This is a genomic window from Agrobacterium sp. O3.4 (genome assembly GCF_041414895.1).
Classification (GTDB): domain Bacteria; phylum Pseudomonadota; class Alphaproteobacteria; order Rhizobiales; family Rhizobiaceae; genus Agrobacterium; species Agrobacterium cucumeris.
This window is the reverse complement of the sequence record NZ_JALPZP010000004.1, coordinates 49,225-62,058: the sequence shown is the minus strand read 5'-3', so window position 1 is coordinate 62,058 and position 12,834 is coordinate 49,225. Positions and strand designations below refer to the sequence as shown.

Here is a 12,834-nt window from a genome sequence, read left to right as displayed (position 1 = left end):
CGCCTTGCTCATTTTCAGGACCAGCCGTTAGCGCCAGCCGAGAGCCGGCGCCACCTGCTTCAGGATCGTCTCGATCACATGGGCGTTGTAATCGACGCCCAGCTGGTTCGGTACGGTCAGGAGCAGCGTGTCGGCCTCGGCAATGGCTTCATCGGCCTTCAGCTGTTCGATCAGCGCTTCAGGCTCGGCGGCGTAGCTGCGCCCGAAGATCGCACGCGTCTTGTCGTCGATATAACCGATCTTGTCGTCGCCTTCATTGCCGTAACCGAAATAGGCCCGGTCACGGTCGCTGACGAGGGCGAAGATACTGCGGCTGACTGAGACACGGGGCTCGCGGGCATGTCCGGCTTCCTTCCAGGCTTCCCGGAAGATACGGATCTGCTGCGCCTGCTGGACGTGGAAAGGTTCGCCCGTTTCATCCGTCTTCAGGGTGGAGCTTTGCAGGTTCATGCCAAGCTTTGCCGCCCACACCGCCGTCGCGTTGGAACTCGAACCCCACCAGATGCGCTCACGCAGCCCTTCGGAATGGGGTTCCAGGCGCAAAAGGCCGGGCGGGTTCGGGAACATCGGTCTCGGGTTTGGCTGCGCGAAACCTTCGCCCTTCAAAAGCTCCAGGAAGACTTCGGTATGTTGCCGCGCCATATCTTCCTCGGTCTCGCCCTCGGCCGGGCGGAAGCCGAAATAACGCCAGCCATCGATCACCTGTTCCGGCGAACCACGGCTGATGCCGAGTTGCAGGCGTCCACCGGCGATGAGGTCGGCCGAACCTCCATCCTCCGCCATGTAGAACGGGTTTTCATAACGCATGTCGATGACGCCGGTGCCGATCTCGATATTTTTCGTTCTGGCGCCGACGGCGGCCAGAAGCGGAAAAGGTGAGGCAAGCTGGCGGGCGAAATGGTGCACGCGAAAATAAGCGCCATCGGCGCCGAGTTCTTCAGCGGCCACGGCAAGGTCTATCGATTGCAGCAGCGTGTCGGCCGCCGAGCGGGTCTGCGACTGGGGTGAGGGTGTCCAGTGGCCGAAGGATAAAAATCCGATCTTTTTCATGATGACCTTCCAGATGTCGGAGGATGCCGGTTTTCACAAACCGGCTTCGTTGTTGTCAGTCATATAAGCAACTGCGCACATCCTCCAATCCGTCACCCGTAAACACGGTGTCGCCGAAATGTGAACGATGGCCGTTTCAGGCAATCGTCCTGCGGTCGAGGATGAAGAGATTTTCGTGGGCGCGTGCGGTGGTCAGGATGAAATCCATCAGCGAGCGCACACGCGGCACGTTGGCAAGATCCTGATGGCTGGTCAGCCAATAGCCGCGCCGTAGTTGCACTTCGTCGGCAAGAACCATCTGCAAGTCCGGAAAACGGGCGGCGATGAAGTTCGGCAATATGCACAGGCCGCGGCCGCTCAGCGTGGCGGTCAGCTGGGCGAAAATGCTCGATGACTGAAAATTGGGGCGCAGGCCGGGCATCACGTCGCGCATGTAATCGAGGCCCGGCGAAAAAATCAGGTCCTGCACGTAACCGATGAAGAAATGGTCGGGCAAATCCTCACGCCGCGTGATTTTCGGATGTCCGGCGAGATAGGAACGCGAGGCATAGATATGCAGTGTGTAATCGATGATCTGTTCATTGATATAGGGACCGGCTTTTGGTGGATCGAGCGTGACGGCCACATCCGCTTCCTTTCTGGAAAGCGCCATGATCTGCTGGATCGTCACCATCTCCACCATGATGTGGGGATGGGTGGCGGCGAAGTCTTTCAGCCTCTCCACGAAGAAAAAATTGGAAAAACCTTCAGGGGCGCTTAGGCGCACCACGCCGCGCAGCAGGCTGCCGCTTTCGGAAATATCCGATTGCAGTCTTTCGGCTTCCGCTTCTATGCGCTCGACCGTATCGACCAGCCGGCGCCCGACCGTCGTCAGCTCGTAACCGCGCGGGTTTCGCTCGAACAGCTTGGTTTTAAGCGAGAATTCCAGTCGATCGATGTGGCGGGAGACGGTTGCGTGGCTGGTGCGAAGGCTGCGGGCTGCCGATGAGAGCTGCCCGGTGCGGGCCACGGCCAGAAAATATTGCAGGTCGTCCCAGGTAAAAGGCGTGGCCAATCTCGTCTCCCATTCCGAGTTCTGTTCAAAAATGAACAGTTCCTGTTCGAAATTTGATGATGCCGTGCTCTTGTGTCAACCGAGGAATTCGAGAAATCTAAAACCAGGATGCGTCGCTTTGAGGAGAGTGGCGTGACCGTTCGGATGCAGCACCCGGGACGAACGCCATGCGGCTTCGTTCACTGTTGCACAGACAATCTGAGGCTCGCAATCATCTCTGGGAGGAGAAGTCATGCGCAAGAGTATCGTTTTATCCACGGCCATGGCACTGGCCGCCGGCACCGCCGCTTATGCCGCCGAGATTTCGGACGGCAAGGTCAAGATCGGTATCCTGAATGACCAGTCCGGCGTTTACGCCAACTTTGGCGGTAAGTACTCTTACGAGGCCGCGAAGATGGCGGTTGAGGATTTCGGCGGCAAGGTGCTCAATGCGCCGGTTGAGGTCGTGACCGCCGACCACCAGAACAAGGCGGACGTGGCCTCCAACATTGCCCGGCAATGGTACGACACCGAACAGGTGGATTCGATCATGGAGCTGACATCGTCGTCAGTGGGCCTGGCCGTGCAGGCGCTCTCCAAGGACAAGAAGAAGATCACCGTCAACACCGGTGCGGCAACCACCGAACTGACCGGCAAGCAGTGCAGCCCCTATGGTTTCCACTGGGCGTATGACACCTATTCGCTGGCGGTCGGCACCGGCGGCGCGCTGGTGAAGCAGGGCGGCGACAGCTGGTTCTTCCTGACTGCGGACTATGCTTTCGGTTACTCGCTGGAAGAAAACACCGCCAATTTCGTCAAGGCCAATGGCGGCAAGGTTCTGGGCTCCGTGCGCCATCCGCTGGCGACGACGGATTATTCCTCCTTCCTGCTGCAGGCGCAGTCTTCGGGCGCGAAGGTCATTGGCCTTGCCAATGCGGGCCTCGACACCTCCAACGCCATCAAGCAGGCGGCTGAATTCGGCATCGTTGCCGGCGGCCAGCGGCTTGCCGCTCTTCTCTTCACGCTCGCCGAAGTCCATGGCCTCGGTCTTGAGGCGGCGCAAGGTCTGACGCTGACGGAAGGTTTTTACTGGGACCGCGACGATGAATCGCGCAAGTTCGGCGAGCGTTTCAAGGAACGCACCGGCGCAATGCCGAACATGGTGCATGCCGGCACCTATTCCGCCGTGCTGCACTACCTGAAGGCCATCGAAAAGGCCGGCACTGATGATGCCGATGCCGTCGCCAAGGCCATGAAGGAAATGCCCGTCAACGACGTCTTCTCCAAGGACGGCCATGTGGCCGCCAATGGCCGCATGATCCACGACATGTATCTCATGGAAGTGAAGAAGCCGGATGAGAGCAAGCAGCCGTGGGATTATTACAAGGTGCTCGCCACCATCCCCGGCAAGGAAGCCTTCATGGACCCTGCAAAAAGCGGTTGCCCGCTGGTGACGCAATAAAAGACTGACGCAATAAAGGGGAAAGTTTCATGATGATCGCTCCCGCCCCCGCCGGGCAGGCCGAACCTCGCGTCGTTCTTTCGGCGCGTGGTCTCAGCAAAACCTTCGGCGCATTCGCAGCCGTGAAAAACGTCGATCTCGACGTCCACCATGCCCGCGTTCATGCGCTGATCGGCCCAAACGGCGCCGGCAAGACTACGGTCTTTAATCTGTTGACCAAGTTTCTCCAGCCGACGGGCGGAGCGATCACTTTCATGGGAACGGATATAACAAGGACGCCACCGGACAAGGTGGCGCGTCTCGGCCTCGTCAGGTCTTTCCAGATATCGGCGGTGTTTCCGCATCTGACGGTTCTGGAAAATGTGCGGGTAGCGTTGCAGCGTCCGAATGGCCTTGCAACGCAGTTCTGGCTGCCGCTCTCCTCGCTCGACAGGCTGAATGCCCGCGCCGAGGAGCTGATCGCAACGGTTGGCCTGACACGGGAAAAACATGCGCTTGCGGCCGATCTTTCTTACGGCCGCAAGCGGGTTCTCGAAATCGCCACCACGCTGGCGCTCGATCCCAAGGTTCTGCTGCTGGACGAGCCGATGGCCGGCATGGGTGGGGAAGATGTCTCCCATGTCGCCGAGCTTATCCGCGAGGTGGCAAAGACACGTGCGGTGCTGATGGTCGAACATAATCTGAAAGTCGTTGCCGATATCTGCCATCACGTCACGGTGCTGCAGCGCGGTGAAATTCTGGCGGAGGGCGATTATGCCGCCGTTTCGGCCGATCCGCGTGTGCGCACGGCCTATATGGGCACGGAGGAGGCTTGATATGGCGGCAATGCTCGAAGTCTCCAACCTGAAATCCTGGTATGGCGAAAGCCAGGCCCTGCACGGCGTCGATCTGACGGTCGGCGAGGGCGAAACCATCACCATTCTCGGCCGCAACGGCGTGGGCAAAACCACGACGCTGCGCACCATCATGGGCATCATCCGCAACCGCAAGGGCGTCATTAAGCTCGGCGGCAAGGATATGATGCCGGTGCCGCTGCATCGCACGGCAAAATACGGCATCGGTTTCGTGCCGGAAGAACGTGGTATCTTCGCAACGCTGAGTGTCGAGGAAAACCTGAAGCTGCCGCCCGTTGTCGCATCCGGCGGCATGACGCTCGATGAAATCTACGAACTGTTTCCCAATCTCCATGAGCGCCGCATGAGCCCCGGCACCAAGCTTTCCGGTGGCGAGCAGCAGATGCTGGCCATGGCGCGCATCCTGCGCACCGGGGTGAAGGTGCTGCTGCTTGATGAACCGACGGAGGGGCTTGCACCCGTCATCGTGCAGCGCATCGGCGAAGTGCTGCAAAAGCTGAAGAGCCGCGGCATGACCGTGGTTCTGGTGGAGCAGAATTTCCGTTTCGCAAGCCGCATTGCCGACCGCTTCTACCTGATGGATCATGGCCAGATGGTCAGCAATTTTCCGGTGGGCGAGCTTTCCGGCCGCATGGGCGAACTCAATAAAGTGCTGGGGGTTTAACGATGACAATGATCTTCGGCATTCCAATTCAGGCCCTGCTCGGGCAATTGCTGATCGGCCTTATCAACGGCTCTTTTTATGCCCTGCTGTCGCTCGGCCTGGCCGTCATTTTCGGCCTGCTGCGCGTCATCAATTTTGCCCATGGGGCGCAATATATGCTCGGCGCTTTCGTCGCCTTTCTCGGCCTGCAATATTTCGGCATCAATTTCTGGGCGGCACTGGTGGTGACACCGCTCGTCGTTGCTCTTTTCGGTGCGATCGTCGAACGCCTTCTGCTGTCGCGGCTTTATGATCTTGATCCGCTTTACGGGCTGCTTTTCACTTTCGGCCTGGCGCTTGTGGTGGAAGGCACGTTCCGCTGGCTTTACGGCGCTGCCGGCCAGCCCTATTCGGTGCCGCGTGAGCTTGCCGGCGGCACCAATCTCGGCTTCATGTTCCTGCCGAATTATCGCGCCTTCGTTGTCGTCATTTCGCTGGTTGCCTGCCTTGCCACCTGGGCGCTGATCGAAAAGACGCGGCTCGGTTCCTATCTGCGGGCGGCGACGGAAAACCCGACGCTGGTGCAGGCTTTCGGCATCAACGTGCCGGTGCTCCTGACGCTGACCTACGCATTGGGTGCCGGCCTTGCAGGCTTCACCGGCGTGCTGGCGGCGCCCATCTATCAGGTCTCGCCGCTGATGGGCACCAACCTCATCATCGTGGTCTTCGCCGTGGTCGTCGTCGGCGGCATGGGGTCGATCATGGGGGCCATCGTCACCGGTTACATGCTCGGCATCGCCGAAGGGCTGACCAAGGTGTTTTACCCTGAAGCCTCCAACATCGTCATCTTCGTCATCATGGCCTTTGTGCTGCTCATCCGCCCCGCCGGACTTTTCGGAAAGGACGCCTGATATGTCCAAAGCCACCCATACCACCGCCGGTACGATGCCGCAGACGGAAGTTTCGACGACTGCCGGAACCATCAAGACCGTGCTCATTCTGGCGGGGCTTGCCGTGCTCATCGCCGCGCCGATGTTCGTTTACCCGATCTTTCTGATGAAGCTCCTGTGCTTTGCACTGTTTGCCTGCGCCTTCAATCTGCTGATCGGTTACACGGGACTGCTGTCCTTCGGCCATGCGGCGTTTTTCGGCGGTGCGGCCTATTTCACGGCCTATTCGGTGAAGGAATGGGGCGTGACGCCGGAGATCGGTCTTGTGATCGGTATGGCGGGTGCTGCCCTTCTCGGCCTCGTCATCGGCTTTTTCGCCATCCGTCGTCAGGGCATCTATTTCGCCATGATTACGCTCGCGCTGTCGCAGATGTTTTATTTCTTCTGCCTTCAGGCGCCGTTTACCCATGGCGAGGACGGGTTGCAGGGCGTGCCGCGCGGCCATCTCTTCGGCCTTCTCGATCTCAACGCGCCACTCAACATCTATTACACGGTGCTGGCGGCCTTTGTGCTTGCACTGTTGGTCATCTGGCGTTTCGTCAACTCGCCCTTCGGCATGATCCTGAAATCCATCCGCGAAAACGAGCAGCGCGCCATTTCGCTGGGCTACAGCGTGCAGCGTTACAAGCTCGGCGCCTTCGTCATGTCGGCGGCGCTTGCCGGGCTTGCGGGCGGTCTGAAGGCGTTGGTCTTCCAGTTCGCCACGCTGACCGATGTGACCTGGCAGATGTCCGGCGAAGTGATCCTGATGACGCTGCTCGGCGGCATCGGCACCATGATCGGCCCGATCTTCGGCGCGGGCCTGGTGGTCACCCTGCAGAACTATCTCGCGACATCGGATTTCCCGGTCACCATCATTACCGGCCTTGTGTTCATGGCCTGCGTTCTGGTGTTCCGGCGCGGTTTGATCGGCGAATTTTATGCGTCGCGGCTCGGGAGAAAACTCGGCTTCCAGCACCGCGGCTAGACATTTTTGAAAAACACTTGAGAGGCCTCCCCCGCGTCCGGGACGACGCGGCAAGGGCGGCGTATGGAGAAGAGCATGGGCGAATATGACTATATCGTCATCGGAGCGGGGAGTGCCGGATGCGTTCTCGCCAACCGCCTTTCGAAAGACCCGAACAACCGCGTGCTGCTTCTGGAAGCGGGAGGCAACGACAATTACCACTGGATCCATATTCCGGTCGGTTATCTCTATTGCATCAACAACCCGCGCACCGACTGGTGTTTCAAGACGGCGGAAGAGCCGGGCCTTAACGGCCGCGCGCTGATCTATCCGCGCGGCAAGGTTCTGGGCGGCTGTTCCTCCATCAACGGCATGATCTACATGCGCGGCCAGGCGCGGGACTATGACGTCTGGCGGCAGCTTGGCTGCGAGGGCTGGGGCTGGAACGATATCCTGCCCTATTTCCTGAAGTCGGAGGATTTTTATCGCGGCAAGAGCGATCTGCATTCCGCCGGCGGCGAATGGCGGGTGGAAAAAGCCCGGGTGCGCTGGGATGTGCTGGATGCCTTCCAGAAGGCGGCGGGCGAGGCCGGCATTCCCGCGACTGACGATTTCAACCGGGGCGACAATGAGGGTGCCGGTTATTTCGATGTGAACCAGCGCTCTGGCTGGCGCTGGAACACGGCGAAAGCCTTCCTGAAACCGGCGCTTGGTCGTAAAAACCTGACGGTTTTGACCAAAGCTCACGTCAAACGGCTTATCATCGAAGAAGGTCGGGTTACGGGTGTCGAGTTGCACCATGACGGCGTTCTGAAAAAGATGCGGGCGCGGCGCGAGACGGTGCTTTCCGCCGGCGCTATCGGCTCGCCGCATGTTCTGGAGCTTTCCGGTGTCGGCCGTGGCGATGTGCTTCAGGCCGCCGGTATCGACACCGTGGCCGAGGTTCAGGGCGTGGGAGAAAACCTGCAGGATCACCTGCAACTGCGCATGGTCTATAAGGTCTCCGGTGTTCTGACGCTGAACGAACGGGCCTCCACCCTGTTCGGCAAGGCACGGATCGGTCTTGAATATGCGCTGACCCGCTCCGGGCCGATGTCGATGGCGCCGAGCCAGCTCGGCGTCTTCACCCGTTCTTCGCCGGAAAAGGAAACTGCCGATCTGGAATATCATGTCCAGCCGGTTTCGCTCGACAAGTTCGGTGATCCGGTTCACACTTTTCCTGCCATTACTGCAAGTGTCTGCAATCTGCGGCCGGAAAGCCGTGGCTCAGTGCATGTGAAAGGACCGGATTTCGCCATGCAGCCGGAAATCCGCCCGAACTATCTTTCCACGGAAGGCGACCGCCAGGTGGCCATCGATTCCATGCGGCTGACGCGCCGCATCGTCGCCCAGCCGGCCTTTGCCCGGTTCAAGCCACAGGAATACCGGCCCGGCCCGTCCTTTGAAAACGATAATGATCTCGCCAGGGCGGCGGGCGATATCGGCACCACCATTTTTCATCCCGTTGGCACGTTACGCATGGGGTCGGATGTGGAAAGCGTTGTCGATAACAGGCTGAAGTTCCGCAGGCTTGCGGGGCTGCGCGTCGCGGATGCCTCCATCATGCCGCGGATCACATCCGGAAATACCAATTCGCCAACGATCATGATTGCCGAAAAGGCTGCCGACATGATCCTTGCGGATAATCGTTGAGAGGAACGCTCCCATGAAGACCGTCGCTTTTATCGGACTTGGACATATGGGCCTGCCGATGGCCGCCAATCTCGTCAAGGCGGGTTATACCGTGAAGGGTTTTGACCTTTCCGAAACCTGCCGTGCGGAAGCGAGGCAAGCCGGTATTCCCATTGCTGCGGATTCCGCCGAGGCGACGGCAGCGGCTGATGTGATCATCACCATGCTGCCGAAGGGCGAACATGTGGTTTCGGTCTATGGTGATCTGGTACAAAAAGTCTCCGCCGGGACGCTCCTTATCGATTGCTCGACTGTGGATATGGAAAGCGCGCTGAAGGCGCATGAGCTGGCCGCTTCTGCCGGTTGCCCCTCCGTCGATGCGCCTGTCTCCGGCGGCACGGGTGGGGCTTCCGCCGGCACATTGACCTTCATGTGCGGCGGCGAGGCCGACGCCTTTTCGGCGGCAAAGCCGGTGCTGGAGGCAATGGGCAAAAAGATCGTCCATTGCGGCAAGCGTGGCAATGGCCAGGCGGCGAAGATCTGCAACAACATGATCCTTGGCATTTCCATGATCGCGGTTTCGGAAGCCTTCGTGCTTGGCGAAAAACTCGGTCTTTCGCATCAGGCGCTGTTCGATGTTGCCTCCACCTCTTCAGGGCAGTGCTGGTCGCTCACCACCTATTGCCCGGTGCCGGGGCCGGTGCCGACATCGCCCGCCAACAAGGATTACCAGCCCGGATTTGCGGCGGCCCTGATGCTCAAGGATCTGAAGCTCTCGCAAGAGGCCGCCAATGGAGCCGGGGCTTCGACCCCGCTTGGTGCTGCGGCATCGGCGCTTTACGAGAACTTCGTCGGCGAGGGCGGTGGCGGGCGCGATTTTTCCGCCATCGTCGAGATGCTGCGCGGGAGCGAAGCATGACGGACGCCGCGCCTTCCGATATTTTGTGGGTGCCGACGAGGGAAAGGCTGGCGCGCTCGGCGCTTTTTTCCTTCGCAGAGAAAACGGCAAAACTGCACGGGGTGGCCGCCGATGATTATGCCGGCCTGCTGCGCTGGTCCATCGATGCACCGGACGCTTTTTACGATGCTCTGTGGGATGAACTTGGGATTATCGGTACGCGCGGCGAAACAGCGTTCAAGGCTGATGCGACGATGCGTGAGGCCGAATTTTATCCGGGTGCGCGGCTCAACTATGCCGAAAACCTGCTGCGCGATGCCGACGAGAGGCTGGCCATCATCGCCCATCGGGATGACGGAACGCGGCGCGAAATAAGCCGAAGAGACCTTTACGACGATGTTTCCCGTCTGGTACAGGCGCTCGCCCATGCGGGCGTCAAGGAAGGCGACCGGGTGGGAGCCATCGTTACCCATGATATCGAGGCGATCGTCAGCTATCTCGCAGTCAGCGCCATCGGTGCGATCTGGTCGTCCTGCTCGCCGGATTTCGGCCCGGCGGGCGCTTCAGACCGTCTGTCGCAGATCGACCCGAAAATCCTGATCGCCGTGCCGGAATATGGTTATGCCGGCAAACGCATCGATGTTGGCCCGACCATCCGTGCCGTGGCGGAAAGTGCGAGGCCCGAAAAGATCGTGCTCATCGGTGATGCGGTTCCTTCCGGCCTTGCCGATCTCGGCTGCGTGACGCTCCCGGATTTCGTCGCGCCATATAAGGCGGGGGAGATTGCCTTCAACCGTCTGCCGATCAAGGCGCCGCTGGCGATCCTTTATTCCTCCGGCACGACAGGCAAGCCGAAATGCATCACCCATTCCGGCGGCGGGCTGCTGCTTCAGCACATGAAGGAGCAGAAGCTGCAATGCGATATCCAAGAAGGGGAGCGCTTCTTCTATTTCACCACCTGTGGCTGGATGATGTGGAACTGGCAGATCTCCGGTCTGGCGCTTGGCGCAACGCTCGTCACCTATGACGGCAATCCCGGTTACCCCAACCCTGCGCGGCTGATCGACCTCATCGACGCGGAACGGATCGCCACCTTCGGCACCTCGGCAAAATTCATCGATGCCTGCCTGAAGGCCGGGCTGAAACCGCGTGAAAGTCATGACCTGCCCTCGCTGAGGACGATCCTTTCCACCGGCTCGCCGCTCATCCCGCAATCCTTCGATTATATCTATCGCGACTGGAAGGCGGATGTGCATCTCGCCTCCATTTCCGGCGGCACGGACATCTGCGCCTGTTTCCTTGGCGGCAATCCGCTGCAGCCGGTTCATCGCGGTGAATTGCAGGGCGCGATGCTCGGCATGGATATCGATACGCTTGACGATGAAGGTCGTTCCGTTCGCGGCGTTGCCGGTGAGCTGGTCTGCCGCAATGCGCATATCTCCATGCCGGTCAAATTCTGGGGCGATGAGGATGGCTCGCGGTATCAGGCCGCCTATTTCGACCGTTTCCCCGGCATCTGGGCGCATGGCGATTTCGCCGAACTGCGCCCATCCGGCGGATATGTCATCCACGGCCGTTCGGACACGACGCTTAATCCCGGCGGGGTCCGCATCGGTACGGCCGAAATCTACCGGCAGGTGGAAACCGTGCCTGAAGTCGAGGAAGCCATTGCCGTCGGGCAGGATATCGACGGCGACCAGCGGGTCATCCTCTTCCTGCGCATGAAGGGTGGTGCGGCCTTGACGGAAGAGCTGGAAAAGACCATCCGCAGTCGCATTCGCTCGGGCGCCACGCCGCGGCATGTGCCGGCAAGGATCATTGCCGTCAGCGCCATTCCCCGCACACGCTCCGGCAAGATTTCCGAAATCGCGGTGCGCGACACCATCCATGGCCGGCCGGTGAAGAATGTCGATGCGCTTGCCAACCCGGAATCGCTCGAGCTTTTCCGCAATCTGCCGCAGCTGAAGGACTAGGCCGATGGAGGACCAACCGAAAACCGTGCTCGTCACCGGTTCCACCAGCGGCATCGGGCTCGCTATCGCCAAACGTTTTGCCGAGGCGGGGTATCTGGTCGCGGTGCATGGCATAGAGACGCCGGAAGAGGCGACGCAGGCCCTGGAGATGGTTGCGAAGGTGGCACGGTACAGGCCGGTCTATTTTTCGGCCAACCTCGCAAACTACGACGAAAGCGCCCATCTGCCGGAAACCGTCATCGCCGAATTCGGCCACATCGATGTGCTCGTCAACAATGCCGGCATCCAGAAGGTCGCGCCGATCGACGAGTTCGATTTCGCCGATTTTTCCCGCATCGTTGCCATTTCGCTCGACAGTGCCTTTCACACCATCCACGCAGCCCTGCCGGGCATGAAGGAACGTGGGTGGGGCCGCATCGTCAACATCGCCTCCGCCCACGGCCTGCGCGCCTCGCCCTTCAAGGCGCCCTATGTGGCGACCAAACATGCGGTGGTGGGGCTGACGAAAAGCGTGGCGCTGGAAGTGGCCGAACTCGGCATCACCTGTAATGCCATCTGCCCCGGTTATGTCTGGACTCCGCTGGTTGCTGCGCAGGTCGCGGATCAGGCCCGGGTGCATGGCATGAGCGAGGAGGATGTGGTGAAAAAGGTGATGCTTGCGCCGCAGCCGACCCGGCAATTTGTGCAACCGGAAGAAGTGGCGGAAATGGCGCTTTATCTTGCCGGCGACATGGCGCGGTCGATCACCGGAACGAATATTTCCATCGACGGCGGCTGGACCGCGAAGTAGTTTCTGCCGGCATGTCCCGCAAAGCCGCTTCGCTTCCTCCCGGCTTTATTCTGCGATTTTCCACTTTATAGCTGTGTGGGGCGCTGAAACGCGAAGATACAGGCTGCTGAACTGACGCTTTGTGGCGTATTATTAGCACAATCTGACTATTCTCTGCGGTTGTAGCGCAATAGGGGGTGCACATTAACGGCGAACATGCCACAGTGAGGGCATTGTTTTTAATTGATCTATTTTTCTGATAGTTATGATGTTGAGAATTTTTACTTTTCTGGAGATTCTGCCGGTATGGCGCAGCCGTCGCCTTGAGGCAAAAAAATATCGGGCTGCCGGCGGTCATTCCGAATTTGGTGGGGTGCGACCGCCTGCGCGGTTGAACCAGACCCCCGACACTGCGAGCGCTGGAACCGTCCCGGACAAGCCGGGCGAAACGGTGGATGCCCGGCGGACAACCTCCTGGCTGGGGCTCAGGCAAAGCTTCAGTGAAATCGAGACGGCGGCCGCTCCGGATCTCGATATGCCTTGTCCAGCCGAGTGTAACTGAAGGCTCTCTCTTCTCTCTGGAAC

The 12,834-nt window shown here is 59.9% G+C and carries 11 protein-coding genes; 9 read left to right on the top strand and 2 right to left on the bottom strand.

Annotated elements, in window-relative coordinates:
- Positions 1-27: 27 nt before the first annotated feature.
- Both M0412_RS19200 and M0412_RS19195 read right to left on the bottom strand, forming a co-directional pair.
- Positions 28-1,050: an LLM class flavin-dependent oxidoreductase gene (locus M0412_RS19200; RefSeq protein WP_269701714.1), complete on the bottom strand. Its 1,023-nt coding sequence runs from the start codon at positions 1,048-1,050 to the stop codon at positions 28-30.
- Between the two features lie 136 nt (positions 1,051-1,186).
- On the bottom strand, positions 1,187-2,104 hold the full coding sequence (locus M0412_RS19195) for a LysR family transcriptional regulator (protein WP_142842434.1): 918 nt from the start codon (positions 2,102-2,104) through the stop codon (positions 1,187-1,189).
- Positions 2,105-2,336: 232 nt separating this feature from the next.
- On the opposite strand from M0412_RS19195, the gene M0412_RS19190 reads away from it, so the two are divergent.
- The 9 genes from M0412_RS19190 to M0412_RS19150 all read left to right on the top strand — a co-directional run bounded on the left by M0412_RS19190 (position 2,337) and on the right by M0412_RS19150 (position 12,270).
- Positions 2,337-3,545, top strand: a complete 1,209-nt coding sequence (locus M0412_RS19190; RefSeq protein ID WP_142842433.1) for an ABC transporter substrate-binding protein — start codon at positions 2,337-2,339, stop codon at positions 3,543-3,545.
- Between the two features lie 29 nt (positions 3,546-3,574).
- Positions 3,575-4,360: an ABC transporter ATP-binding protein gene (locus M0412_RS19185; RefSeq protein WP_142842432.1), complete on the top strand. Its 786-nt coding sequence runs from the start codon at positions 3,575-3,577 to the stop codon at positions 4,358-4,360.
- 1 nt (position 4,361) lies between these two features.
- Positions 4,362-5,063, top strand: a complete 702-nt coding sequence (locus M0412_RS19180) for an ABC transporter ATP-binding protein (protein WP_142842431.1) — start codon at positions 4,362-4,364, stop codon at positions 5,061-5,063.
- 2 nt (positions 5,064-5,065) lie between these two features.
- Positions 5,066-5,953 carry a branched-chain amino acid ABC transporter permease gene (locus M0412_RS19175; RefSeq protein WP_269701716.1) on the top strand — a complete coding sequence of 296 codons (888 nt, stop codon included), beginning with the start codon at positions 5,066-5,068 and terminating at the stop codon, positions 5,951-5,953.
- Position 5,954: 1 nt separating this feature from the next.
- Positions 5,955-6,959, top strand: coding sequence for a branched-chain amino acid ABC transporter permease (locus tag M0412_RS19170; protein ID WP_269701718.1), 1,005 nt, complete (start codon positions 5,955-5,957; stop codon positions 6,957-6,959).
- A 75-nt stretch (positions 6,960-7,034) separates the two neighbouring features.
- Positions 7,035-8,630 (top strand): GMC family oxidoreductase, encoded by a 1,596-nt coding sequence (locus M0412_RS19165; RefSeq protein WP_269701720.1) that lies wholly within the window; start codon positions 7,035-7,037, stop codon positions 8,628-8,630.
- Positions 8,631-8,643: 13 nt separating this feature from the next.
- Positions 8,644-9,528 (top strand): 3-hydroxyisobutyrate dehydrogenase, encoded by an 885-nt coding sequence (mmsB, locus tag M0412_RS19160; RefSeq protein WP_269701722.1) that lies wholly within the window; start codon positions 8,644-8,646, stop codon positions 9,526-9,528.
- Entirely contained in the window at positions 9,525-11,480 is a 1,956-nt protein-coding gene (locus M0412_RS19155) for an acetoacetate--CoA ligase (RefSeq protein ID WP_269701724.1), read from the top strand. The genes mmsB and M0412_RS19155 overlap by 4 nt, the downstream gene beginning before the upstream one ends.
- A gap of 4 nt (positions 11,481-11,484) precedes the next feature.
- Positions 11,485-12,270, top strand: coding sequence for a 3-hydroxybutyrate dehydrogenase (locus tag M0412_RS19150; RefSeq protein WP_269701727.1), 786 nt, complete (start codon positions 11,485-11,487; stop codon positions 12,268-12,270).
- Positions 12,271-12,834 lie beyond the last annotated feature (564 nt).